Source organism: Pseudoalteromonas sp. SG43-1 (assembly GCF_014164415.1).
Taxonomy (GTDB): domain Bacteria; phylum Pseudomonadota; class Gammaproteobacteria; order Enterobacterales; family Alteromonadaceae; genus Pseudoalteromonas; species Pseudoalteromonas distincta.
Map to the genome: position 1 here is coordinate 44,650 of NZ_JACJFD010000022.1, position 21,349 is coordinate 65,998.

The 21,349-nt window shown below is 40.7% G+C and carries 34 protein-coding genes; 17 read left to right on the forward strand and 17 right to left on the reverse strand.

All coding sequences use genetic code 11. The annotated features are described in order from the left end of the window. Nucleotides 1-4: 4 nt before the first annotated feature. From H5159_RS14900 to H5159_RS14910, 3 genes are read right to left on the reverse strand one after another with little or no spacing between them, the layout of a single operon-like run. Nucleotides 5-988 carry a GTP pyrophosphokinase family protein gene (locus H5159_RS14900; protein ID WP_182780525.1) on the reverse strand — a complete coding sequence of 328 codons (984 nt, stop codon included), beginning with the start codon at nucleotides 986-988 and terminating at the stop codon, nucleotides 5-7. After that, a complete protein-coding gene (locus tag H5159_RS14905; protein ID WP_182780526.1) occupies nucleotides 985-2,070 on the reverse strand; it encodes a nucleoid-associated protein in 1,086 nt (361 codons plus the stop codon). The genes H5159_RS14900 and H5159_RS14905 overlap by 4 nt, the downstream gene beginning before the upstream one ends. Next, on the reverse strand, nucleotides 2,051-2,545 hold the full coding sequence (locus tag H5159_RS14910) for a DUF4231 domain-containing protein (protein ID WP_182780527.1): 495 nt from the start codon (nucleotides 2,543-2,545) through the stop codon (nucleotides 2,051-2,053). The genes H5159_RS14905 and H5159_RS14910 overlap by 20 nt, the downstream gene beginning before the upstream one ends. A gap of 343 nt (nucleotides 2,546-2,888) precedes the next feature. On the opposite strand from H5159_RS14910, the gene H5159_RS14915 reads away from it, so the two are divergent. Together H5159_RS14915 and H5159_RS14920 are read left to right on the forward strand one after the other, a co-directional pair. Beyond that, complete coding sequence (locus tag H5159_RS14915) at nucleotides 2,889-3,176, forward strand: hypothetical protein (protein WP_182780528.1); 288 nt, start codon at nucleotides 2,889-2,891, stop codon at nucleotides 3,174-3,176. A gap of 68 nt (nucleotides 3,177-3,244) precedes the next feature. Beyond that, on the forward strand, nucleotides 3,245-3,730 hold the full coding sequence (locus tag H5159_RS14920; protein WP_220496462.1) for a hypothetical protein: 486 nt from the start codon (nucleotides 3,245-3,247) through the stop codon (nucleotides 3,728-3,730). A gap of 64 nt (nucleotides 3,731-3,794) precedes the next feature. Here H5159_RS14920 and H5159_RS14925 read toward each other — a convergent pair whose 3' ends face one another. From H5159_RS14925 to H5159_RS14985, 13 genes are all read right to left on the reverse strand, one after another. Next, the gene (locus H5159_RS14925) at nucleotides 3,795-4,319 is read right to left on the reverse strand and encodes a KilA-N domain-containing protein (protein WP_182780530.1); all 525 of its coding nucleotides are present in this window, start codon (nucleotides 4,317-4,319) and stop codon (nucleotides 3,795-3,797) included. A 305-nt stretch (nucleotides 4,320-4,624) separates the two neighbouring features. Beyond that, complete coding sequence (locus H5159_RS14930) at nucleotides 4,625-5,800, reverse strand: recombinase (protein ID WP_182780531.1); 1,176 nt, start codon at nucleotides 5,798-5,800, stop codon at nucleotides 4,625-4,627. 1 nt (nucleotide 5,801) lies between these two features. Continuing rightward, nucleotides 5,802-6,023, reverse strand: a complete 222-nt coding sequence (locus H5159_RS14935) for a hypothetical protein (protein ID WP_016899770.1) — start codon at nucleotides 6,021-6,023, stop codon at nucleotides 5,802-5,804. After that, complete coding sequence (locus H5159_RS14940) at nucleotides 6,020-6,175, reverse strand: hypothetical protein (RefSeq protein ID WP_182780532.1); 156 nt, start codon at nucleotides 6,173-6,175, stop codon at nucleotides 6,020-6,022. The genes H5159_RS14935 and H5159_RS14940 overlap by 4 nt, the downstream gene beginning before the upstream one ends. A gap of 10 nt (nucleotides 6,176-6,185) precedes the next feature. Next, a complete protein-coding gene (locus tag H5159_RS14945) occupies nucleotides 6,186-6,458 on the reverse strand; it encodes a hypothetical protein (RefSeq protein WP_182780533.1) in 273 nt (90 codons plus the stop codon). Between the two features lie 70 nt (nucleotides 6,459-6,528). Beyond that, nucleotides 6,529-6,807 (reverse strand): hypothetical protein, encoded by a 279-nt coding sequence (locus H5159_RS14950; RefSeq protein ID WP_182780534.1) that lies wholly within the window; start codon nucleotides 6,805-6,807, stop codon nucleotides 6,529-6,531. Then, entirely contained in the window at nucleotides 6,808-7,290 is a 483-nt protein-coding gene (locus H5159_RS14955; RefSeq protein ID WP_182780535.1) for a hypothetical protein, read from the reverse strand. 187 nt (nucleotides 7,291-7,477) lie between these two features. Next, nucleotides 7,478-7,648, reverse strand: a complete 171-nt coding sequence (locus tag H5159_RS14960; RefSeq protein ID WP_182780536.1) for a hypothetical protein — start codon at nucleotides 7,646-7,648, stop codon at nucleotides 7,478-7,480. After that, on the reverse strand, nucleotides 7,648-7,911 hold the full coding sequence (locus tag H5159_RS14965) for a hypothetical protein (RefSeq protein WP_182780537.1): 264 nt from the start codon (nucleotides 7,909-7,911) through the stop codon (nucleotides 7,648-7,650). The genes H5159_RS14960 and H5159_RS14965 overlap by 1 nt, the downstream gene beginning before the upstream one ends. Nucleotides 7,912-8,017: 106 nt before the next feature. Beyond that, entirely contained in the window at nucleotides 8,018-8,182 is a 165-nt protein-coding gene (locus H5159_RS14970; protein WP_182780538.1) for a hypothetical protein, read from the reverse strand. Between the two features lie 19 nt (nucleotides 8,183-8,201). Beyond that, the gene (locus tag H5159_RS14975; protein ID WP_182780539.1) at nucleotides 8,202-8,606 is read right to left on the reverse strand and encodes a LuxR C-terminal-related transcriptional regulator; all 405 of its coding nucleotides are present in this window, start codon (nucleotides 8,604-8,606) and stop codon (nucleotides 8,202-8,204) included. Nucleotides 8,607-8,761: 155 nt separating this feature from the next. Next, nucleotides 8,762-9,325 carry a hypothetical protein gene (locus H5159_RS14980; protein WP_182780540.1) on the reverse strand — a complete coding sequence of 188 codons (564 nt, stop codon included), beginning with the start codon at nucleotides 9,323-9,325 and terminating at the stop codon, nucleotides 8,762-8,764. 22 nt (nucleotides 9,326-9,347) lie between these two features. After that, nucleotides 9,348-9,974 (reverse strand): LexA family transcriptional regulator, encoded by a 627-nt coding sequence (locus H5159_RS14985; RefSeq protein ID WP_182780541.1) that lies wholly within the window; start codon nucleotides 9,972-9,974, stop codon nucleotides 9,348-9,350. A gap of 127 nt (nucleotides 9,975-10,101) precedes the next feature. On the opposite strand from H5159_RS14985, the gene H5159_RS14990 reads away from it, so the two are divergent. Continuing rightward, complete coding sequence (locus tag H5159_RS14990; RefSeq protein WP_182780542.1) at nucleotides 10,102-10,323, forward strand: YdaS family helix-turn-helix protein; 222 nt, start codon at nucleotides 10,102-10,104, stop codon at nucleotides 10,321-10,323. A gap of 239 nt (nucleotides 10,324-10,562) precedes the next feature. On the opposite strand, the gene H5159_RS14995 is transcribed toward H5159_RS14990, so the two are convergent. Further along, entirely contained in the window at nucleotides 10,563-11,246 is a 684-nt protein-coding gene (locus H5159_RS14995; RefSeq protein ID WP_182780543.1) for a hypothetical protein, read from the reverse strand. Between the two features lie 81 nt (nucleotides 11,247-11,327). On the opposite strand from H5159_RS14995, the gene H5159_RS15000 reads away from it, so the two are divergent. From H5159_RS15000 to H5159_RS15065, 14 genes are all read left to right on the forward strand, one after another. Then, on the forward strand, nucleotides 11,328-12,371 hold the full coding sequence (locus H5159_RS15000; protein ID WP_182780544.1) for a PriCT-2 domain-containing protein: 1,044 nt from the start codon (nucleotides 11,328-11,330) through the stop codon (nucleotides 12,369-12,371). Then, nucleotides 12,371-13,738 (forward strand): virulence-associated E family protein, encoded by a 1,368-nt coding sequence (locus H5159_RS15005; RefSeq protein WP_182780545.1) that lies wholly within the window; start codon nucleotides 12,371-12,373, stop codon nucleotides 13,736-13,738. The genes H5159_RS15000 and H5159_RS15005 overlap by 1 nt, the downstream gene beginning before the upstream one ends. Continuing rightward, on the forward strand, nucleotides 13,728-14,051 hold the full coding sequence (locus H5159_RS15010) for a hypothetical protein (RefSeq protein WP_182780546.1): 324 nt from the start codon (nucleotides 13,728-13,730) through the stop codon (nucleotides 14,049-14,051). Before H5159_RS15005 ends, H5159_RS15010 begins: the two co-directional genes overlap by 11 nt. Continuing rightward, on the forward strand, nucleotides 14,048-14,392 hold the full coding sequence (locus H5159_RS15015) for an antiterminator Q family protein (RefSeq protein ID WP_182780547.1): 345 nt from the start codon (nucleotides 14,048-14,050) through the stop codon (nucleotides 14,390-14,392). The genes H5159_RS15010 and H5159_RS15015 overlap by 4 nt, the downstream gene beginning before the upstream one ends. Nucleotides 14,393-14,652: 260 nt before the next feature. Continuing rightward, complete coding sequence (locus H5159_RS15020) at nucleotides 14,653-15,198, forward strand: KilA-N domain-containing protein (RefSeq protein WP_182780548.1); 546 nt, start codon at nucleotides 14,653-14,655, stop codon at nucleotides 15,196-15,198. A gap of 190 nt (nucleotides 15,199-15,388) precedes the next feature. Then, nucleotides 15,389-15,862: a lysozyme gene (locus H5159_RS15025; RefSeq protein ID WP_182780549.1), complete on the forward strand. Its 474-nt coding sequence runs from the start codon at nucleotides 15,389-15,391 to the stop codon at nucleotides 15,860-15,862. After that, nucleotides 15,855-16,283, forward strand: a complete 429-nt coding sequence (locus H5159_RS15030; protein ID WP_182780550.1) for a hypothetical protein — start codon at nucleotides 15,855-15,857, stop codon at nucleotides 16,281-16,283. Before H5159_RS15025 ends, H5159_RS15030 begins: the two co-directional genes overlap by 8 nt. Further along, the gene (locus H5159_RS15035; protein ID WP_182780551.1) at nucleotides 16,273-16,458 is read left to right on the forward strand and encodes a hypothetical protein; all 186 of its coding nucleotides are present in this window, start codon (nucleotides 16,273-16,275) and stop codon (nucleotides 16,456-16,458) included. Before H5159_RS15030 ends, H5159_RS15035 begins: the two co-directional genes overlap by 11 nt. After that, nucleotides 16,442-16,738, forward strand: coding sequence for a phage holin family protein (locus H5159_RS15040; protein ID WP_182780552.1), 297 nt, complete (start codon nucleotides 16,442-16,444; stop codon nucleotides 16,736-16,738). The genes H5159_RS15035 and H5159_RS15040 overlap by 17 nt, the downstream gene beginning before the upstream one ends. Continuing rightward, nucleotides 16,728-17,105 carry an HNH endonuclease gene (locus tag H5159_RS15045; protein WP_182780553.1) on the forward strand — a complete coding sequence of 126 codons (378 nt, stop codon included), beginning with the start codon at nucleotides 16,728-16,730 and terminating at the stop codon, nucleotides 17,103-17,105. The genes H5159_RS15040 and H5159_RS15045 overlap by 11 nt, the downstream gene beginning before the upstream one ends. 92 nt (nucleotides 17,106-17,197) lie before the next feature. Beyond that, nucleotides 17,198-17,659 carry a P27 family phage terminase small subunit gene (locus H5159_RS15050; protein WP_182780554.1) on the forward strand — a complete coding sequence of 154 codons (462 nt, stop codon included), beginning with the start codon at nucleotides 17,198-17,200 and terminating at the stop codon, nucleotides 17,657-17,659. Next, on the forward strand, nucleotides 17,660-19,369 hold the full coding sequence (locus H5159_RS15055) for a terminase large subunit (protein ID WP_182780555.1): 1,710 nt from the start codon (nucleotides 17,660-17,662) through the stop codon (nucleotides 19,367-19,369). Then, nucleotides 19,369-20,607, forward strand: a complete 1,239-nt coding sequence (locus tag H5159_RS15060) for a phage portal protein (protein WP_182780556.1) — start codon at nucleotides 19,369-19,371, stop codon at nucleotides 20,605-20,607. The genes H5159_RS15055 and H5159_RS15060 overlap by 1 nt, the downstream gene beginning before the upstream one ends. After that, the gene (locus tag H5159_RS15065; protein ID WP_182780557.1) at nucleotides 20,604-21,347 is read left to right on the forward strand and encodes a head maturation protease, ClpP-related; all 744 of its coding nucleotides are present in this window, start codon (nucleotides 20,604-20,606) and stop codon (nucleotides 21,345-21,347) included. The genes H5159_RS15060 and H5159_RS15065 overlap by 4 nt, the downstream gene beginning before the upstream one ends. The last annotated feature ends 2 nt before the right edge of the window (nucleotides 21,348-21,349 follow it).

Consider the following 21,349-nt stretch of genomic DNA (forward strand, 5'->3'; position numbering starts at 1 on the left):
TTTTTTAATTTATATCAAGTGAGACACCAGCATTTACAGCTAACTTATCAAGAATTTTTGAGTTTAGTGGCCAGTTGTCTATGAGCGTATGTGTTCTTTTTATGATCAAATAATAAACATAAAGCACAATGCTTTGTGAGTATAGAGGGTTAGAAGGAAGATCTGATTTTATCTCATCTATAAGGTGAGGGTTTTTATCAAGTGTTCTTTTAACATCATGTATAGTATTTTCAGAAATATAACTATCAAATTCGTCCAAAATAACTAAAGAGGACTTTTGAGCAGGAAGAGGTAAAACTTCAGTGTAATCAATAAACAGTTTATCCAATTCATTTTGTAAGAAGTGCTTATCAGCAGAGGATGAGCCTAACTTATTATGAACATCTGAGAAAAAATCATCGGTAGTTTCTATTAGAGCCATGCTTTTAGCTACGGTTCTATGTACATCATGTTGCACAAGAGTTTTTGCTTTGTAAACAGCATCATGTGTTAGTTCTGCATATGCATGTTGAAGAAGCGTTCTAATCTGAATCTCACAGGGTGTAGATTTTTTTATAGTTATATTGTCGCTGATGATTTCATTTTTTGCTTTAACAACATAATGAACAGATTGATAAGTGAAAAGTAGAGGCTCTTTAGCTCTTTCAGAACTGAAATGACGACACTCCTTAAACTCCCAATTCGGATTAGATTCAATAATTTCAGTTATGGTTTTGATTTGATCAATTAACAAAACAACAAATCTGCAACCAACTTTATCTTCGATTTCATTATACGGATCTTTGTATTCTTTTTTTCTATTAAATGCTTTATCTAATAAAGAGTCTTCTGTCTTGAGGCGTGGAGTAGTCGGCAGTTTTAAGAACTGTGATAAGACTATGTTTTTTTTCTCTAGGGCCCCACATATTTCAGAAACAACAAATTTACCCCATGCATCGTACATAGGGTTTTCTTTTCTCCAAATAGATAAGAAGTTTGTTTCGTTCATTCTTGAGATATAATCTTGTCTTTAATAATAACTTTGGTCCAATTGACACTCATCTCATTAGAGTCCTTTTTAATCGATTCAATACTTATATAGTTTTTAAATACATCAGAAGGAGCTGTGATTTTTACATTCTTACTGAATGAAAGTTTTCGAGTTTTTAGCTTACTTTCAATGTGCCTTATGTCTTTAGTAAAAGAATTAGTCGGGAGCCCAATATCCTCTAAATAATCTGAAAACGTATCTCTATCTTCAAGTTCAAAATATCTATTAGCAAAATCTTTAGGGTTAATTATATCAGTATTTTCATACTTCAAATATGAAACTAGGGCATTTCGAAGATCATTTCTTTTTTCTTCTGTTATATCTAACTGATTCAAAAATTTTGCAGTTGCCTCAAAGAACTCTTTTGTTGTACGTGCACTACTTTCAGGGTAACCACATCCAAGGAATGTAGAATAGAAGTACTTTGCAGCCGCTTTACCATCTGTTTGACTTATTTGGGAATCAGAAACTAAGACATCCCATTTTTCTTTTAAGCTTTTAGTTTCATTTGGTTTTGTGAGCATGAACACGGCTGTTTTATATAGCTTTGTTGCAGGTGTTAATAACGCTTCATGTACCAATCTAAGAGTAATTTCTTGGGTCAGTTTATTCATTTTTTTTTCATAAGCACTATATACTTCAGCTTTCATCAAACCGATAAATGTTTTTGCAGGAATACCACCAAATGTACCTCGAAAAACAACTATTATTCCTCCCGGTATACTTTTTCGCTGTTGTGCAAATGTTAACCTTTCAGCTACATCATATGATAGATCTTTGAAGTCCTTGTCATTTGCAGTGCTAAGCTTATCAATTATTGATGGTAAATCACTTTTATCTTGATTAACTATGTCCATTTCCACTGCTTTAGAATTAGAACCTACAGCATTAATAAATCTTGACTCAAAAGTCTCCATCGCCTCTTTATCAAATTTAATGAATTCATTACTTCTAGTTGGTTTAATTCGAGTCTCACTAGCCTCCCTTTGATGGACTTGATGTATCATGATTTTATCGATTTTAATTTTTATTAGTGCCATTAGGCTCACCATTCTTATTAATGTTTTTATTGTCCAGAGAATGTGCAGAAGGAATGATTATTTTTCTCCATTCATTACCATCTTTTTCCCAAATTGATTGATACTTTTCGAATAAAAGCGCTATAGAACAAAATTCATTCTGTGATTGTCTGTAGCGTAATTCATTCATTAATTGATATAAATCTAAGAGCGTCGTTTTTTGTCGCATCCATAGTTTCTTGTAGTCAAAAACAGCCATCCAACTGTTAACGACAGTTAAAATAAAACCTAAAATTAGTGCCATGTTTTTTTGCAATTGTCCCAACTCTTCTTTTAGGTCTAAGCCTAAACATAACGTTATCGCCGCTCCCATAGCTATGGATAGTGCATTACAAAAATATGTTTTTCGTTTGTTGACTTTCACTTTAGATTTTAGAGTTTCTATACTTTTAGATATTTGTTCTTCTAAGTAGGCGAAAGATGAGTTGTGTGACACTTTCTACTTCCTTCATATTAGGTAAACTGCGTTAGAATTGAAGTAAGGAGGGTATAAAAGATTATGTATTCAAGCTTCCTTACTAGAATATTTGTTATATTTGCATTTTTAATTTTTTTTGTAAATTAAATATATTCTGTATATAGGGCTAATCTTTAGTTTTGATTAGATTTTTAAACACCTCGATACAAATTAGTGGAGTTTCGCTTTTATAGCTTAGTGCTTGTGATGTAACTTGCTAAAGAATGAACAATTTTCCGGTTATGATTTTATTTTTAATCTTGCTTTAGGTGGCTTAGTGTCTTAAATTTAGATAAATTGTATTTCTAGTTGCAGGGATAGCATGGCTCGTAGAAAAAATAACACTTCAGAATTTTTAGATATGCTCTTCGAAATAACAGGCCATTTTTGGCAAGTTGGCGCATTTATTTCAATGCTTTTGTGGTTACTGACTGGCTATTTACTTAATTGGGGATATGGCCTACATACCAAAGAGCACACAACTGTAATTACTTCATTATTTGAGACGTTTTCTGTCATTTTTTATATTCCATTTCTTCTAGCTCTTTTTTTTGCTGTGGTGTTTTCATTTAAGTCTTATCAAACATTGAAAGCTCAAAATAGCTATTAAACAAATATAATGATCGTGATAAATTGGTCGAGATTCCTTTATTAATTTTACATATTTAAGTGAGCATGATGAAAAAATTCAGAGCATTATGGATAATGTTTGGTTTAGTGGCATTAATACAAGTTACTCTTGGACTGGTTATTTATTTTGAACTGCCTAATTGGGATGCTAGAAATTCCTTTGGTGGTATGTTTGGAGCTATAAACACTTTATTTACTGGGCTTGCATTTTGTGGTGTTATTTATACGATTGTCCTTCAAAGTAAAGAGTTAGAATTACAAAGGGAAGAACTAAAATTGACCCGTGATGAATTATCAAACCAACGAGGGGAGTTACATAGAGCTGCAGAAGCCCAAGCCAAACAAGCTGAACTAATGTTTCAAACCGCAAAAATCAATGCAGCTAGTGCGCGTTTAGAAGTAGCGGCTACTATGTATGTAAAAAATAAAAATATACCTAAAAGCTATAACATGAACGAAAGCCATGATTCACGAAACGCTCTAGCTGATGCTTATAATGATCTTATGCGCTTGTATAGGGGAAAAAACGATTGATTAGCACTTTGTTGTTCTGATTAATAAAAATTAAAACCCGCTGATTAGCGGGTTTTTTTATGGGCTAGCGTTTGTGGATCATTCGGCTTAAGCGTTCGTTGGCGGCTTTGGCTATTTGGGCGAGTTGGTAGGGTTGTATTTTCATACTTTCTCGTAGGACACCGGGGATTTTGTCGAATGAGGTGACCATATCATCAAGCGCGAGTGCTTGGGTATGGGTGGTTTTGCCGTTCTCTATTGTGAGCATGATTCGCTGGTAGTCCAGTGGGCTGGGTGTTTTGGTGATGGCCTGTTGTTGGGCGTCGAATGCGCGAATCACTTGTAGATGAAACTTAGGGCTTATCCACATGGCATAGGCGTAAACCAGTTCTTTACAGCCAAATGAACCTATACCACGCAATGTTTTAAAAGAGTTGCCCATATCTGGGCAACTGTTAATTTCAGTTATTAAATCTTGCGTTTGCTCTAAGCGTAAAAACCTATCGGGGCGGTGCTTGCCCTCACTGCCAGCAGCTTTATGTAAATCATTTAATGAGTAAAGCCCGTCATGTAAACGGATCTGTTTTGATAGAATTGATAAATTAGTCATATTTGACTCCGTAGGTAAGTAGTTTTAAACCCATCACCAAGGATGCCAATCAGATGGTGGTGGGGTGAACCGAGTTGGCATACCAGCTACCTACGGAATACTGGCGCAACCGAAGTTGCCACAGCCCACCCCACCATAATGAAATGGAGAGCATGCACAAAAAAACACGCTAAATATTAGGGCGTGTTGTGCTCCGCAAGTAATTTCCGAATGCCAATTCGGGAACCAGATTTTGCTGGTACGCGCTAAGTATGGGCTGACTGTTATTTTTTGTCAATATCATGGTTTATTTTGCCGTTGCTGGTTTAGCTTAGGTTTACCGTTAAATTAGGCACTTGCACCCATTCTATTTGCTTGCCGAATTCGGTGTAGACTTTGGTTGATTTGCTGTCTGAATGGCCCATTCTAGTTTGTGGATCCCAGCCTTGGGCTTTTATTAGGCGTGCTGAAAGGCCGCGTATTTCATGGTAGGTTGGGCGTTCTTCTGGTTTTAGGTTGTTGTATAGGCCTAGTTGGTCGCGTACGTTTGAAAATTCGCGGCTGATGTTTTTGCTTACGATTTGGGTTATATGATTTACCAATGCACTGGTTGGGTTTGAGTTCTTTTTAGGCAGCTTGTGCACGACATAGGGCGATACGGTGTTGTCGCGGCTGTTGTCGATAATGGCTTTTATTGTGTCGTTGATGGGTATTATTACGTGCGACGCTTCACTTTTATAGGTTTTTTGGCGGTGTATGGCCAGTTCGCCGTAAATTTTACCGTATTGGTCTGTGAGTGGTTCTTTATACCAAATGCACCCACAGCGCCCTGGCTCTGCTTTTTTTAGTTTGTATTCTATGCGCGAGACTTCGAGTACTGCGTGGGTGGTTTGCATGGTTAAGTCCATGGCTGTTTTTAGCCATAGTGGGGCGGCGGCGCGTATTTTTTCAAATGCGTTTACGTCCAGGGCTTTGCGCTTTTTGGCTTCTTTTGGTTTTTTAATTTTAAGCGCTGCTGGGTTGGTGGTCATGTGGCCTGTGTCTTTGGCGTAGTCGAATACGAGTTCAAGAAAGGTTAATTTGCGGTTGTATACGTTGTTACTGGCGCTTTGATGAAAGTGGTCCATGTAGTTAGTTACGTCGCTTAGGGTTATTTCTTCGCCTGGCATGGTGAAGTATGATTTAACGCGCTCGGCGTCGTTTAACCACGTAGATATAACACTGCTGCCGGGTTTTTTATCGGCGGTCATGCGCTCAATTATTTTATCTACTAAGCTGCTAAAGCTGGTTTTTGAGGCGGTGTCGTTGATTAGGTCGTCTAGTAATGAGCCGCCGCGCTTTATGCGGTTGTACTCGTTGGCGATGATAATTGCCTCAGTACGGTTTTGGCTGATTATTTTGCGCTTGCCGTTTACTAGTTTGAGTTGATAGCCGGCGTTTTTATCAAAGTATAAAAACGGCGGCAGGTCTCGGTTTTTGTTAAGTCGTTTTCTTGGTGCCATGTTAGCTGTTCGCTGCTAGTTGCAATGCAATTTCTTTTGCTTTTGCATGCGTTCCTGGTTGTTGGTCTTCGTAAATATACACTTGTTGCCCTGGGCCTACCAATTCACCTTGCACATAGCCGGTTGCTACCCAGTCACGAAGTGATTGATAGCTTGGGAGTGAATCGCCGTGGAAGTGTTCTTTTGCCCAACAACGGGCTTTCATTAATTTAGGCTTTTTCATAAGTCACCTGTTTGCAGTTCGTCTAAGTGGGGGAGTACTTCTAGTGCTTCGTCTAGGTCTTCGCACTCATAATTTACGCGACGGCCATTGGTGCGAATTTCAATAATAACGCCATCGGCATCTTCTAAAATTGTGATTACTTTTTTAGCCATGTTGGTTCCTTTATTTTACTAAATAGAAATGAATAGGCTCTTCAAGTTCATCTAATTTAATACCTGAATCATAAACTCGTGTAAGTAACTCGTTGGCTTCATCAAGTTTACTTTCAAGGCTTTCAATTAGCTTAAGTGAATCTTCGGCTAAATCTTTAATTTCAAATGATGTATATCCCTCACGGCCTGATTCATCTTCACAGATTATTTCAAGCTCACCTGCTTCATATTGCTCAGGTTCGGCCAGTGCTAATTCACTTAGAAACCATTTAATATTTTTCATAGTTTTACCTCATCAGTTATAAAACCAACACCATCAAGGGCTAAAATATATTTCATATGTCACCTGTTATTTAAAATGCTAAGCGTTCTTGCCTTGGCTGTTTTGCTGTTGGCCTGTTATCAGCATCAACCACTTCTATAAATGGCTCTTGCTGATATTGGTTGCACAGCTCTGTTATGAATACTTGAGTGCCGTGGGTTTGGCAGTGGCCATAACGGGTTTTTGTTTTAACTTGGCCGCGCCAGTCTGTATGTGGGCAGTGCGGATCGTCGCTTTTACCAATGTGTTTATAGGCCTGACAGCTAATACAGGCCTTTGGCATGGTGATTAAAGTGTTTGGGTTAGCCATCTACTTACTAATTAATGTTAAGAATGTGTTGATTGCTTCCCATTGCTTTTGATCGTATAAGGAAGTTAAGTTATCCCATTGATTAGAAATTAAACTCCATTCGTGGCCTGCTGTTCGTAGTAAAAACAATTGGTTTTCTAGCTCGCAAGCGCGGACCATTCTGATACAGCGACCTAGGTCGTCGGCATCTCTTGGATATGCGTACTCTTGAACGGGGATTTGAGGTGGAATACCACTATCAATTACATATGCCATAAAACACGAGCTTAGGCCTGTGTCGTCACAGTTAAACCATTCGCTAAGACTCATCCTCTCAGTTGCCATAACTTTTTCACGCTCGCACTCTTCACAAATTAAATTTGCGGCTTCAATGCACTTGTTAAAAACAGATGAAATTAATGGCATTTCAGGGTGCTGCCTAGTCAGCTCGGTGTTGATAGCTGAAATTAAGGACATTTGATCAATTGGATATACTTTACTCATGCTGCTTCCTTAGTGTGTTTAGGCTCTTTTACCTGCTCAGCCTGTTTTTTACGTTGATAGTATTGACGTATGCGGACCCGCTGTTGGGCTACACAGTTGCGTTTAAATTTGTGCATTGTTTTATCCTTCAGTTGGTAAAATTTTGTTTTAGTGGTTACGGTCATCAATATTGCTAGTTTAGTAATGACTATTGCCAGGGCGTTAAACCGAGCTTTAAGCGCTGTTCGTTCCACTTTCTTACCAGTTCGCAGGCTTCTTTTTTGAGCTTTTTGTTAGTTAGTAACTGTTTGATCTCGGCTTGGTCTTTGGCTTTAAAACTGACCAAGGTTTCGAGCGTTGCTTGCTCAAATTCAGTCATTACGCTGCTAGTAATGATTGCTGTGAACGGGTGTTTTCAATAAGGCTTAAAAACGCTTTGGTGACACACAGGTCGCGCTTGGCGCTGGCGTTTAGTGCCCATGTGCTGAGTACAGTTTGTGTATTTAGATCGACAAATACGATGATGCAGTATTTGGTACCTGATTCGTAAATGCGTAGTTCTTCACCTTGCATACGCTGGTTCATAAAGTGAATGCGTTGTTTTAGTTGGTTTATTACCAGTGATGTAAATACGTTTAGCATGGTGTTTATCCTTTTCCTGTTGTGTTGTTTGGTTGCTTACGGCAACCACTCGGCTGGGCTAGTTGGGCAAGTACGCGCCAGCAGGTTGTGAAACTATGGCCCTGAGTTACGCCGCGGTTGGTGGTGGCTCAGGGTATGGGTTATTGGCCGCTTTGATGTTTGGAATTACCAGTTCAAACGGGCATACCTTTTGGGCTTGTTTTAGCTTATGAAGTAACGGGGCTGTTGCGGCGTTATTTCGGGCTGTTGGGAATAAAAATACTTTGGTCATTGCTATTCTCCTTGTGCCGTTAGGCTGCTAGTAAGTCGTTTTGCAGTTCACGCAGGTGGCGTAAACGGGTGGTGCGAACTGTTCGGGCTACCCGAATAGTTCTAAAACTGCGCTCTAGGTCGTTATTTGCTGCGCTAATTAGGCAAAGCAGTACGCATACTGTATAGCGCAATACGCCTTGCTTGATTGCTTGGTGAACCGTTTGGCGCATGGAATGGGTGTTAAATTTAAAGCTGAGCTCGTTACACGCTTGGCGAACTGTGCACAGTTTTACACCCAACTCATCAGCGATGCTTTTTTGCGGTAGGCCTTTAGCGACCAATAGCAAGGTACGCGCCTGTTGAGTTGGTAAGCGTGAATAGGGCTTGGCGTTAACATGCATGCCGTCAAGCTGGTATCCGGTTTCTGTGCGTGTAGTGTTCATAATGAGTTCTAACAATTTAAGTTGTTATTTAGAATACAACTTAAATTGTTTAAGTCAATACAAATTACAATTTAAATTGTATTGTTGTTTAGGTGGGATTTTTGATGGGCATAAAAAAACCGCCGAAAGGCGGTTTTATAAGAGGGCGATTGAGCCTATAACTTGTCTAAATTTTTCTCTTCTATTTTTTTGCTTATATCTTTACCTAACTGCTTAGCAGAAAACTCTATAGCGTGGCTTACTTTATAATTTTCCCCAGATACCATATGGTAAATATTAGTTTTTTCTAACTCCCATTTGCTGAATTTCATTAATGCACCAGCAGCCAATGCAGTTCCATAACTGTTTGGATCATCCTTAAATATGTCGTTAGACCATAAATCCCTAGAATCCATAGGTTCACCGTATTTCTTCTTTAGTAAGTCGTCTATGGTTTTAAAGTCTCTAATAAAACCGTTTTTATTAACTCGCTTATTATTAAAACGTATAAGCCCTTTACCTAATTTACCTTCAGTAAAATAGTAAATTACAAAGATTTGTTTATCATCCAGCTGATCAATAAACCCAAGCATGTTCTCTTTTTCTAGCTCAGGTTTAACTGATTCGGCGGCTTTGACTTCTTTTATACTCATACCCCAGTTAACGTTTCTCATATCTGTACTATGAACAAAGCCAGACATTGTTAGAGCGAATACAAAGATTGGAAATAGTTTTTTCATTATAAAAATCCTTTTGATTGGTTTAATTTCTTTTTCTATAACTACCAATAACTACGCCACAAATGACGGCATCAGGCAGCATTTCTATTATTGGGTTAGGCCAGTTTGGGTTGAGTGCTTTTAAGTATTTTTGTGAGCCATCAATAATTAGTTGTTTAAATGTAGCCTCAGTATTGCCATTTTGCCTAATAACAACGCACGAACCATTACGCGCTTCTACCTCTGGATCAACAAAGATTATTTCGCCATTGATAAAGTCGGGTGACATTGACTCGCCTTTTACTTCAAGTGAGTATGTTAATTGACTGTGTTTTTCTGGGCATGGGTAAAATTCGTCAATATCATTTAAATGTATATCAGTCCAATGACCAGCTTGCACCCAGCTGATTAACGGAACGCTAGGACTAAATTTTTTCATTTCTATAGTGTTGCTTTCACTTAAACCCATACTACCATTGCCAGATTCTAACCAATCTGGTGATACATTTAGGAACCTTGCTATAGCAACAAGGTTTCTCGGCTTTAAGGTCTTACCCGAACATATGGCATGAATGGACTGCTGGCTAGCACCTATAGCGCTAGCGACTTTTTCCTGAGTTATGTCTTTCATCTCTAAAACATAACTTAAACGCTTAGCTAATGTATTCATAATTATTAATTTTTATGGTTTTTCTCATTTTACAAGAAAATTTGTAACATAGAAAACAACTTAAATTGTTGTAAATTACAATTTAAGTTGTATGATGTGAGGAGTTAATTACAAAGTAGGTATCAAAATGACTACTCAACCAGCATTACAAAAAGCAATTGCTACCTTAGGTGGCCAAGTAAAACTTGCCGACGCAATTCAAACCTCTCAACAAAACGTATCTAACTGGCTAAGAACCGGTAAAGTTGCGCCTGATAAAGTGATTCTTATTGAAAAAGTTACGGGTGTGTCTAGGTATGAACTGCGGCCTGACATCTATCCGCCTGAGGAAAGCAAACACGCTGCTTAAATTGATGGTTTTCATTGGGGTTATTCCTGTGTTGTTGTGCGGTTAATTTTAGTGCAATAACTCAATGTGGAATAAACCTGTGCAATATATGTTTTTTTATACAGGTGATTTATGGCGGTTAGAAGTTTGAATGTTGAGCTATCGGTTGAAAATTCAGAATTACAACTACCGATAGCTTTGAGTGGTATTTAATTATGATTGAAATTATAGATGAGAATAAACAAATCTATATTCCATTGTCAGGCACCACCTCTAGTGTTGGCAGCATCCAAAGCTTTGACTCTGCGGATTGCCGTACCGAGTTGATTCATAGCATTTTGAAAAGTGGCATGTATGGGCGCAATCTCTCTTTGAAAATCAAGAGGGAACTGAATACTGCTTGGGTTAAAGCTGACCCCTTTAGCAGTAGCCTTTTGACCTTGATTTCTATACCCATACTTGTAACTAAGTTCGGCCATGGCTCTTTCTGCGATGTTTTTATTCCTATATGCGGAGATAAGCTCTGTAATAGCTGGCTCGTCCTTAAAGGGAAAGTGCTTAGATTGAACAAAGCAAGGCTTTTCGAGGCTGATAGTGATTCTATCATCAGGAATGAAGACTGTATGGCTCTTAACCGGATCGCTTTCGTACTTTGCCGTGACATCAACCAAGGTCCCGTCTGGCATCTTCCAAATGGCATGATGCATAGCTTCAATGAACCTTTTCGGCCAGTACATTATTTGCCAACCATATATAGGAACGCCTCCATGAGCTTCAATTTCTTCGGCAACGTTCCAATAGCAACAACCCTCAGGTCTCAACTTATCAGACATTTTGACTTTAATGGGTTTAGCCTTTGGAGAAATTAACGGTGCAAATTTTCGAAGTTTAGGATGATCTATTCGGATAGTTTCATAACTAGGGGTCTCATAACCATTAGACATTTAGCTTCCTTATTTTGGTTTGTTGGTTTGGTTACTGAACATACTAATTTAAGGAAGCGCTTAATAACAGGATTTAAAACAATGCAGCAAACGACTTTGCAGGATTTACATGATGCGTTGCAGTACCTTGACCCTAATTGCTCGCGTGATGAGTGGGTTAAGGTGGGCATGGGTATTAAAAATGAGTTTGGTGATGCGGGCTTTGATGCGTTTGATAGTTGGAGCGCTGGCAGTGAGCAATATAAACCGAGCGATATTAAAAGTACGTGGCGTAGCATTAAAGCTGGCGGCGGTACTACGATTAAAACTGTTTTTGGTATGGCTAAGGATAATGGCTTTACTGTTAAACGTGAGCCTATATCACCCGAAGAGCAAGCTAGGCTTAATGCTGAATTTGCCAAGCGTGCTAAGGAGCGCGAAGCGCAAGAGGCCGAAGATGAAGCCGCGCGCCAGCGTTGGCATGGGGTTGTTGCGGAATTTGCCAGTAGTTTACTTGACCAATTTACGATTAAGGTTAAGTCTAATAAGTATTTGAGCGAAAAAAAGGTGATTGGTTTTGGGGTTAGGGCGTTTAAGCAGTCTGTTGTTGTGATTATGCGGCCTAATTTTGTGGCTGAGTATGTTACTGGTGCAAAAGAGGTTAAGCAGTTTTTAAGTGATTTACCACCTAAGGATGAACGCGATTATTCTATTTTCCATATTAAGCGTGGGGACTTGGCGATTCCGTTGATTGATATTGATAAGGCGCTTTGGAATGTGCAGATTATTAATGCGACGGGGGGTAAGTTCTTTTTAAAGCATGGCCGTAAGGCTGGGTTGTTTCATTTTATTGGTAAGGCGAGCAGTTGCAATATTTTGGCTGTATGCGAAGGCTATGCAACGGGTGCGAGTATTCATATGGCAACTGAGTGGCCGTGTGCGGTGGCGCTTGATGTGGGGAATTTAATGCCTGTTGCACTAGCACTAAAAGAGAAGCTACCTGATAAGACTTTTATATTTTGCGCTGATGATGATGCTAATACAAAAGGTAACCCGGGCATAGCGAAGGCTAATGAGGCGGCAGCTGCTGTTTGTGGTTTGGTTGCTGTGCCTGACTTTTCTGCTGTGGCGGATAAGGCGGCGTAATGGCAGGTAATAAGTTAAATGATTGGAATGATTTACACGTTAGCGCTGGCCTTAATGAGGTTAAAACGCAACTGCTTAATGTTGTTGATAAGCCTAGTGCTAATGATGGTAATAATGAAAATAACCCGCCGCCGCAAAACGCTGACGCGCGACAGCGTTCTCTGGGGGATGAGCAGTGGCAGCGCAATTTCCAAAGAACTAATTCGGGTAACCCTCAGGCGAGTATTAGCAATACAAAGTTGGTGCTTGAAAATGACCCTGCTTTTGATGGTGTGTTGGGTTATTGCGACTTTAGTTACCGCATTATTAAACGTAAGAAGCCGCCTTTTTTAAAGGGTAAGGTGGGTGAGTGGACCGACACTGATACTGAGCGTTTACGTATTTACCTTTCTGAAACCTATGGTTTTACGCCTAGGGCTAATGATGTGCTGGGTGCTATTTTGGTTCATTCTGAAGAGCATGCCTTTCATCCTGTTAAGGATTATTTAAACTCGGTTAAGTGGGATGGTACGCCACGGGTTGCTGTGTGGTTGCATAGTTATTTAGGCGCTGAAGATACTGACTATGCCGCTATGGTTGGGACGTTCTTTTTGGTTTCGGCTGTGGCGCGGGTGATGTGCCCGCCTGTTAAGGTGGATTCGGTTTTGATTCTTGAGGGTTCGCAGGGCTTAGGTAAGTCGAGTATGTGTAACAATTTGTTTGGTGATTGGTTTACTGATACGCCTATGGCCCTTGGTGAAAAAGATACGTTTCAGCAAATGCAGGGGATGTGGGGTATTGAGCTTGCTGAGCTTGATTCGTTTAATAAAGCTGAAAATACCAAGGCTAAACAGTTCTTTGGTTCTAAGGTTGATAGGTACCGCCCGAGTTATGGGCGTATGGTGCAGGAGTTCCCTAGGCAATGTGTGTTTGTTGGGACGACTAACCAAGATAGGTATTTAAAGGATTCTACTGGTAACCGACGTTACTGGCCTGTGATGTGTACGAAGATATGTCAGGATGCGATTGCCCGTGATAGGGACCAGCTTTGGGCGGAGGCTTTGCATTTGTTTAATGAGGGGATGCCTTGGTGGCCTACTGATGAGTATAAGCATTTGTTTGAAGCGCAGCAGGAGGATAGGTTTGACTCTGATGTGTGGGAAGGGCTTATTTATGATTGGTTGCTTAAGAATATGCGCGGGGATTATTCGCTGGCCGATATTATGACTGAGGTGCTAGGTATGGATCCTCATGCTATGCGACCGCCTGAACAAAAGCGTGTTGGCCAGATTATGCACAGGCTTGGCTTTACTAAGAAGAAAAAACGCGTTGATGGTAAGCGCCCTGCGTTTTATGTGCCGCCTGAGGGGTTTTGGAATGTTAAGTAGGTTGTTTACTGTGACCATGACCAGCAGTGGTGACCGCTGTAAGGTGCGTGGTTGTTGGTGTGGTCATGGTGGTTACGGTGGTCACGGTGTTTTCGCGCACACATACGCGCGCGGGTGTGTGCGGACACGCGTATTTTGTACTTTATATTTATATGTTGGTTCTTGTGTATGTAAAAACACTATGACCACCATGACCAGTATGACCAATAGAGTATTTGCAAGGGTTGTAGCGGTCACGGTAGGTGGTCACGGTAAAAATAAGGGTGACCAAGGCGGTTTTAATTTGTTATTTGGCTTTAACGGGGAACGATGATGCAGTTAGTTACGACTATTGACGATTTGCTTAACGAGTGGGGTGTGTGGTCTCAGGCTGGTTTAGGGCTTACGTTGAGCTCTGCATCGAATGATGTGATTACGTCTATTGATGATGATATGGGTTTGTTGATTGACCAAGCGGTGGCGATGCTAGGCCAGTACGCACCAAAAACGAAAGTGGTGGTTATGATGAGTTACCGCTCTCAGTTGAGTACTAGGCAAATAGCTAAGAATTTAGATATTGGTGAAACTAAAGCTAAGAAACTTTTGCTTAGTGGCGTAGCTTGGCTTGAGGGCCATTTGCTGGCTAAGGGCGTAATAATTAAACAGGCTGCTTAACTTGACTTATAACAACTTTAAACTTATCTTTCGGTGTGAGGCGTCGAAACCTCTTACAAACAGCGGATACCCGCCCCGAAAGAAGCGGATTTTTTGTGCCTGAAATCTAGGCTCAATTACTCGTGTTATGTCGGGAGGGCTGTGAATATAATACCCGCAAGGGGAATAAGCACGCCTGTCTGTTTGCAGGTTTCGAACCTCCCGACACCCTATCTTCGAAAATAGGGTGATAAATCGAAATAAACAAACAGGAGTCAGAAATGACTAACTTATCAATTTTATCTAAACAAATCCGTTTGATTGATGGATTGTATTCATTAAATGACCTACATCAAGTCAGTGGCGGTACTAAAGCTACACAGCCACACCAATTTTTACGTAATGCTCAAACCAAAGAGCTAATTAAAGAAATAGGGTGTTCCGCTAATTCGCGGATCGCTTATAAAACGCTTAGAGGTGGAAAACTTCAAGGTTCATGGGTTAGCAAAGAATTAGTGTATGCTTATGCAATGTGGATTAGCCCGCAATTTCATTTACAAGTTATTCGAGCTTTTGACCAAATGCAAAGCAATAAAGCATTATCAGCCACAGCTCAACTAGATTATCAGCGCATATTATTTGTGCTGGAAAATGGTCAAAGAACTTCAGCAACTGTGTTGGAAGACGATGAGTTTGTTACTTCCTTCTCTAAACTTCCAAACCAGATAAGAAATAGGGTTGTTGTTGAGCCTAGTTTATTGTTAGAACTCTCATCAGCAATTAATGAACGATTAAAAACTATCTATAAATCTCATTTAATATCATAAAGTATCAAATATAGTTTGCAATCCAGCGCCCAATAACTATACTAATTCAAGTAAGCTTAGCAAAGCTGCATCATAAAGCCCGAGGTTAACACCTTGGGCTTTTTTGTGTCTGCTGATTAATCCTTACAATCCTGTTGTTGTAACCCGCTTAGGTTTTGCCTTAGCGGGTTTTTTACGTTTGAGGCCTTAAATGAAAGTTAACAAACTATTAGCCGCTGGTGTTACGGGTGTTCTTGCTTTGGCTGGTGTGATGGTTGCTGAATTTGAGGGTGAGGTAAGAACAGGTTATGTGGATCCTGTTGGTGTGGTTACTGCTTGCTTTGGCCATACCCAAACAGCTGAGCTTGGTAAGACTTACACTGAGACTGAATGTTTGAACCTGTTTGCTATGGACTTAGGTGTTCATAATGAGCAGTTATTGAGAGCGGTTAAGCAACCGCTTTCAACAAGTGAGCATGCTGCTTACTTGTCATTTCATTACAACGTTGGTGCTGGGAACTTCCGTAGTAGTACGCTGCTTAAATATTTAAATAACGATGAACGTGTTAAGGCGTGTAATGAGTTACCACGTTGGGTGTACGCTGATGGCCGTAAGCTTGCTGGCTTAGTTAAGCGCCGAGAGCTAGAACGCCAACTATGTTTGAGTGAGCTAACTGATGCTTAGTTTAAATAAGATTGTTTTTGCAAGCTTAGCAACTATGTTGGGCATTGCTGTAGTTAGGTATGTGGGGCTTGAGTATGACTTAACTAGGGCGCTTGATGATAATAAGCAGCTTAAAGCATCAGTACAAAGTTATATGAACCATGCAGAGTATTTGACAAATAGTTTGGCAGTTGCTGATCAGCAGAATAAGCAGCTGATTAAAGAGCGTGACTTATTGGCTAAGCTAAGAGCTGATCACCAACAGCAGCTAACTTCGATTAAAACTCAACTCCAATATTCTACTGCGCAGCTTGATGCGTTAAGGCTTTCAACTAATGAAACAACTAAGACCTGGGCTATTGATTGTGTGCCTAGCACTGTTATCAGCATGTTCAAGTACGCAAGGGTTGAAGCCTGTAATAAAGACGGTAGTGCAAACTAAATATGAGTTTGTGCTTATGCCTAATGAGTTCATTCAGCCATGCCCAGTTGATATTAATTCGGTTGGTGATAATGCATCACACAGCCAGTACACGGCTTATTTAGAGTCTGTTATTGATACGTGTAATGAGCAATTGTTAAGAGCAAGAAGTTGGAACAATGCGAATAGAGACTAGTGATATAGCTATGCAAAAAGCGGTAAGTGCAACGACTTACAGTGCAAGTTTAGCAACAGCGGCTGGAGGGATTTTAAGCTTGAACGAATGGGCGATATTACTGGGTATTGTGTTTGCTGCGTTAACATTTTTAGTTAACTGGCGGTTTCAGCATAAGCGTAACGAACGTGAAGCACGTAAGTACGAGGATGATAGAGAGTTTCATCGTGCTCGTATGGAAGCACTTCAACAGAGCGACCAAGCACAGCTGCTATGCCAGGATAAGTTAAATGGCAACTAAGCCTGGTTCTTGGTGCTCTCAATGCAGAGCCGTACATCGCGATAAGTCATGTCCTAAGCGTGTGCCGTTTGGCCGTAAGCGTGATGGTAATAAGCAATCAGGTAGAGGTGGCCGCGTGTGGCAACGAACAAGAGAGTTTATATTTCATCGTGATAACTTCTTATGCCAAATATGTAAAGCTAAAGGTGTCTTGACGTCTGTTGAGTTGCACGGTGCTTACCATGGCATATGTGATCATATTGTACCTATCAGTCAAGGCGGTGAGGATAGAATAGATAATCTTCAGACTATTTGTCAGTCTTGTGATAAAGAAAAAACAGCACTTGAGTCACGTGAAAGTCTTAACCCGGGGGTAGGCAAAGTTTAGCGCTACTCCACGTACACCGCCCCCTCAATTAGATTTTTATGCGGGGCAGAATTGAAATTGAAAAACCCACTTAAAGAGATTATTTGGTAATTATGGCAGGTAGATACCCAGCAGTAGCAGAGGACGCAACTAATAAGGTTGTTCAGTTTCCTAATTCTACTGAAAACAAGGAAATTAGCGATACGGACGCGAAAAAGATCGCGACCCAATCGCGTCCGCGTGGTATGTCAAAACCAGAACAGCAGGTATGGAATAGTGATATACCTGAGTATGTAAAGATTAATCGCTTTAAGCCACACTATGTTCGGTTTTTTAAAGAGTACTGTATTGTGATAGCGCGCATGGAAGCGGCTCTTGCATATTTAGATACGAATGATTGGAAATATACAACTGAAGGCCGCAACGGTATTCAGCATAAAACACGGCCAGAGGCCAGCCAGTACAATGACGACTGGCGCAAACTCAACAGTTTGATAAATCAGATTGGCGGTAGCCCTGCGACAGATCAGCGGTTTAACAATTTACAGCCTGGCTTATTTGATGATTTATATTAGATGCGTAATAACTATCCTACATTTGGGCGTGATCACCTTGCTGATATAGAACAATACGCAGAGGAGGTTTTAAGCGGTAAGCGCCCTGCAAATAAATATGAACGGCTAGCGGTAGAACGTGAAAGCAGAGATTTAGAACGAGCAGGGACTGAGGACTTTCCTTATTACTTTGACCCTGAAGCCGCACTTAAAGTCATTTGGTTTTTAGAAACCTTCAGCCATGTAAAAGGCAAATGGGCTAGAGCGAAAGGTCATGAAGGTTTACTTAAGCTAAGCGGTTGGCAAAAGTGGATAACAGCCCAAGTATATGGCTGGAAACATATTAAAAGTCATCGCCGGCGTTTTCGTACAGCATTCACGCTAGTACCGCGCAAGAATGGTAAATCTACTTGGGTTGCTCCCATTGGTTTGTACATGCTAGCGAATGATGATGAACCAGGCGCTGAAGTTTACTGCGGTGCGACTACACAAAAGCAAGCTAACGAAGTGTTTAACCCAGCTAAAAAGATGGCTTTAAAACAGCCTATATTTAGACGCCGTTTTAATATTGAATTGTTTGCTCAGCAAATAGAAAAAACAACGGACGGCGGCAAGTTTGAACGCTTAATTGGTAATCCTGGCGATGGTGGTTCACCAAGTTGTTATTTATGTGATGAGTACCACGAACATGATGATGACGACCAACGCGATACGATGATCACCGGCATGGGTGCCCGAGAGCAGCCACTTGAATGGATCATATCAACAGCTGGTTCTAATTGGTTTGGGCCATGTGGTCAATTCCAAAAAGAGTGCCAAGAGATTCTTGAAGGAACCCGCACCGACGAAACTGTTTTCGCTATGATTTACACCATAGATAAAGATGACGACTGGCAAAGCGAAGAAGCACTGCGCAAGGCTAATCCTAACTTTGGTATATCTGTAGAAGTTGAGTTTCTTTTAAACCAGCTTTCAAAAGCAAGGCAATCAGCGCGTAAGCAAAACGCATTTAAAACAAAGCACCTTAATTTATGGGTAGGTGCTCGCGAGTCCTGGCTTAACCTTGAAGATTGGTTATCAGCTGCTGATAGCACCCTTACAATGGAGCAATTTACTGGTGAGGAATGCACAAAAGGCGTCGACCTTTCAGAGTCAGACGATTTAACAGCCGATGTAACGTGCTTTACCCGCGAGATAAACGGCAAATTACATTACTACTTTTTTGCTAAAACTTATGTAACAGAGGCAAAAGCAAACGAAATAGATATTTATCGCGACTGGGTAGACCAAGGCCACTTAATTGAGTGCGAAGGTACCAGCATAGATTACGACGAAGTAGAGCGCGCTATCGAAACCGACAACGAAAACTATCAAGTTACTGGCTTATTTTACGACCCTGCAGGTGCCGCGCCTATCGCACAGCGTGTACAAAACAGCACAGGCATAGAGCCAATTAAGGTGTCACAAAATTACACTAACTTTTCGCCGGCAATGCGTGAGTTTGAAAACTTACTTAGGCAAGGCCGCATACACCATAACGGTGATCCAGTTCTTACTTGGTGCTTAGGCAACGTAATAGCCAAAGAAACCATGGACGGTAAATACATTCGACCAGTAAAAGAACATAAAGACAACAAAATAGATACCGCCGTCGCTAAGTTACTGGCCTTCATCGGTTCATGGCAACCGGAAGAAGATGATGGTTCTAACCAAGAGTTTTTGGAATTCTAATGTTTAAAATCCCGTTTTTAAGTCGCAACACTACAAAAACAGTGAACAATACTGCTGATCAAAAAAATATTACAGTTCAGGATATAAATAATTTATCTGACCTGTTTGGCGTCATGCCATCATTGGCAGGTCCAGCTGTAACACCTAAAACATCAATGAAAGTGTCTATTGTGTTTGCCTGTGTGCGCCTAATTGCAGGCGCAATAGCACAGATGCCCGTACATATCTTTGAGCGTGGTGACAGTGGCGATAAAACACGCCTTGCTAACCACACTTTAGCTAATCTTTTTAACCTACAACCCACAGCTGTGTGGAGTGCTGCAACGTTTTGGGAGTTCATGGTTTCAAGTGTTTTACTGCATGGCGATGGTTACGCAGTGTTATTACGTGATCGAAATGGTGATATTGAAGAGATTTTACCAATCAGCCCAGTCGGTATGAATGTTGTTAACAACAACGGCCGGCTAAATTACTTTTTTACACTTGATGGTACTCCCCGCGGATTTGATCAAGACGACATATTGCACTTTCCGGGCTTCGGTTTTAACGGCCTTAAATCTATGTCAGTAATTCAGTGGGGCGCTTTCAATAGCATTGGCCTTGAACTGGCCATGGAGCAACACAGCGGCGAGTTCTTTAAATCGGGCTCAACGCAACGTGTGGCCGTTGTTAAGCAAGGCAAGTGGGACGAAACACAAAAAGAATCATTCAGAAATGCATGGGTTAAAGCATACGGTGGTATTGAAAACTCAAAATTTCCACTCGTGCTTGATAACAGCACAGATGTAAAACAACTTAGCGTATCAGCTAAAGACTCACAGCTGCTTGAATCACGCGAATTTCAAATTACCGACATAGCCCGCGCATTTGGTTTACCGAGCTTTATGGTAAACCAAGAGCAAAAATCAACATCGTGGGGCTCAGGTATTGGTGAAATTGGCTTATCGTTCTTACGTTTTACACTTGGGCCACACCTAAACCGGTTTGAACAAGAGATAAACCGCAAACTGTTTTTAAACAAACCGATGTTTGCCGAGTTTATAGCCGCTAATTTAATGCGCTTAACGCTTAAAGATAGAAACGAAGCATACCGCCAAGCAATTGGTGGCTCACAAGGCCCCGGCTGGATGAGCATAGACGAAGTTCGTAAGCTCGAAAACTTACCTGAATTTGGTGGTAAATACGCTTTGCCATACGACCCAATTGCAAATAATCAACCAATGGAAAACGAATCATGAATAACAGCCGCAAATTAATGCAGTTAGTTAAAAATAACTGCCAAAACCGTGACCAAGTTGGTTATCAAGTAAAGCAACAATCACCACTGGCCAACGCAGGCGAAAGCCGCCCAGCATTTTTGATTTACGATGTAATTGATCCATGGTGGGGCGTATCAGCAGAAATGATAAAACGTGACCTGCTTAGTATTACTGATGCAACCGACATTGATGTTTATATTAACAGCCCAGGCGGTGACGTATTTGAAGCAACAGCCATTTACTCAAGCTTAAAAGCGCACTCTGCAAAAATTCATGTACATATAGACGGTATAGCAGCCAGTGCAGCAACACGTATTGCATTAGCAGGTGACACTATTGAAATAGCTGATTCAGGTTTTTACATGATCCACTACGCCTGGACACTTGCCCTAGGTAATGCACAAGAGATACGCGACACCGCAGATATGCTTGATAAAGTCGACAACACCATAGTAAACGACTACGAAAAACGCACAGAAGCTGGCGAAGAACAAGTACGCACATGGATGAAAAACGAAACATGGTTTACTGCTCAAGAAGCATTAGAACATGGCTTTGTAGATAGCATTATGCAAGATGGTGCAAGCGATAAAACCACCAATAAAGCATGGGATTTAACGTCATATCAAAATGCACCTAAACCCCAACAACCACAAGATAAATTTGTGCAGCGTGAACGGCTAGAGCGATTTGCCAACATGCTGCTAACTACTGGCTAGCT

Excerpts from the sequence above, each read along its gene's own strand:
- H5159_RS14900 (WP_182780525.1), bottom strand. The coding sequence starts at position 988 with ATGAACGAAACAAACTTCTTATCTATTTGGAGAAAAGAAAACCCTATG.
- H5159_RS14905 (WP_182780526.1), bottom strand. The coding sequence starts at position 2,070 with ATGGCACTAATAAAAATTAAAATCGATAAAATCATGATACATCAAGTC.
- H5159_RS14915 (WP_182780528.1), top strand. The coding sequence starts at position 2,889 with ATGGCTCGTAGAAAAAATAACACTTCAGAATTTTTAGATATGCTCTTC.
- H5159_RS14920 (WP_220496462.1), top strand. The coding sequence starts at position 3,245 with ATGAAAAAATTCAGAGCATTATGGATAATGTTTGGTTTAGTGGCATTA.
- H5159_RS14925 (WP_182780530.1), bottom strand. The coding sequence starts at position 4,319 with ATGACTAATTTATCAATTCTATCAAAACAGATCCGTTTACATGACGGG.
- H5159_RS14930 (WP_182780531.1), bottom strand. The coding sequence starts at position 5,800 with ATGGCACCAAGAAAACGACTTAACAAAAACCGAGACCTGCCGCCGTTT.
- H5159_RS14935 (WP_016899770.1), bottom strand. The coding sequence starts at position 6,023 with ATGAAAAAGCCTAAATTAATGAAAGCCCGTTGTTGGGCAAAAGAACAC.
- H5159_RS14940 (WP_182780532.1), bottom strand. The coding sequence starts at position 6,175 with ATGGCTAAAAAAGTAATCACAATTTTAGAAGATGCCGATGGCGTTATT.
- H5159_RS14945 (WP_182780533.1), bottom strand. The coding sequence starts at position 6,458 with ATGAAAAATATTAAATGGTTTCTAAGTGAATTAGCACTGGCCGAACCT.
- H5159_RS14950 (WP_182780534.1), bottom strand. The coding sequence starts at position 6,807 with ATGGCTAACCCAAACACTTTAATCACCATGCCAAAGGCCTGTATTAGC.
- H5159_RS14955 (WP_182780535.1), bottom strand. The coding sequence starts at position 7,290 with ATGAGTAAAGTATATCCAATTGATCAAATGTCCTTAATTTCAGCTATC.
- H5159_RS14960 (WP_182780536.1), bottom strand. The coding sequence starts at position 7,648 with ATGACTGAATTTGAGCAAGCAACGCTCGAAACCTTGGTCAGTTTTAAA.
- H5159_RS14965 (WP_182780537.1), bottom strand. The coding sequence starts at position 7,911 with ATGCTAAACGTATTTACATCACTGGTAATAAACCAACTAAAACAACGC.
- H5159_RS14970 (WP_182780538.1), bottom strand. The coding sequence starts at position 8,182 with ATGACCAAAGTATTTTTATTCCCAACAGCCCGAAATAACGCCGCAACA.
- H5159_RS14975 (WP_182780539.1), bottom strand. The coding sequence starts at position 8,606 with ATGAACACTACACGCACAGAAACCGGATACCAGCTTGACGGCATGCAT.
- H5159_RS14980 (WP_182780540.1), bottom strand. The coding sequence starts at position 9,325 with ATGAAAAAACTATTTCCAATCTTTGTATTCGCTCTAACAATGTCTGGC.
- H5159_RS14985 (WP_182780541.1), bottom strand. The coding sequence starts at position 9,974 with ATGAATACATTAGCTAAGCGTTTAAGTTATGTTTTAGAGATGAAAGAC.
- H5159_RS14990 (WP_182780542.1), top strand. The coding sequence starts at position 10,102 with ATGACTACTCAACCAGCATTACAAAAAGCAATTGCTACCTTAGGTGGC.
- H5159_RS14995 (WP_182780543.1), bottom strand. The coding sequence starts at position 11,246 with ATGTCTAATGGTTATGAGACCCCTAGTTATGAAACTATCCGAATAGAT.
- H5159_RS15000 (WP_182780544.1), top strand. The coding sequence starts at position 11,328 with ATGCAGCAAACGACTTTGCAGGATTTACATGATGCGTTGCAGTACCTT.
- H5159_RS15005 (WP_182780545.1), top strand. The coding sequence starts at position 12,371 with ATGGCAGGTAATAAGTTAAATGATTGGAATGATTTACACGTTAGCGCT.
- H5159_RS15010 (WP_182780546.1), top strand. The coding sequence starts at position 13,728 with ATGTTAAGTAGGTTGTTTACTGTGACCATGACCAGCAGTGGTGACCGC.
- H5159_RS15015 (WP_182780547.1), top strand. The coding sequence starts at position 14,048 with ATGATGCAGTTAGTTACGACTATTGACGATTTGCTTAACGAGTGGGGT.
- H5159_RS15020 (WP_182780548.1), top strand. The coding sequence starts at position 14,653 with ATGACTAACTTATCAATTTTATCTAAACAAATCCGTTTGATTGATGGA.
- H5159_RS15025 (WP_182780549.1), top strand. The coding sequence starts at position 15,389 with ATGAAAGTTAACAAACTATTAGCCGCTGGTGTTACGGGTGTTCTTGCT.
- H5159_RS15030 (WP_182780550.1), top strand. The coding sequence starts at position 15,855 with ATGCTTAGTTTAAATAAGATTGTTTTTGCAAGCTTAGCAACTATGTTG.
- H5159_RS15040 (WP_182780552.1), top strand. The coding sequence starts at position 16,442 with ATGCGAATAGAGACTAGTGATATAGCTATGCAAAAAGCGGTAAGTGCA.
- H5159_RS15045 (WP_182780553.1), top strand. The coding sequence starts at position 16,728 with ATGGCAACTAAGCCTGGTTCTTGGTGCTCTCAATGCAGAGCCGTACAT.
- H5159_RS15050 (WP_182780554.1), top strand. The coding sequence starts at position 17,198 with ATGGCAGGTAGATACCCAGCAGTAGCAGAGGACGCAACTAATAAGGTT.
- H5159_RS15055 (WP_182780555.1), top strand. The coding sequence starts at position 17,660 with ATGCGTAATAACTATCCTACATTTGGGCGTGATCACCTTGCTGATATA.
- H5159_RS15060 (WP_182780556.1), top strand. The coding sequence starts at position 19,369 with ATGTTTAAAATCCCGTTTTTAAGTCGCAACACTACAAAAACAGTGAAC.
- H5159_RS15065 (WP_182780557.1), top strand. The coding sequence starts at position 20,604 with ATGAATAACAGCCGCAAATTAATGCAGTTAGTTAAAAATAACTGCCAA.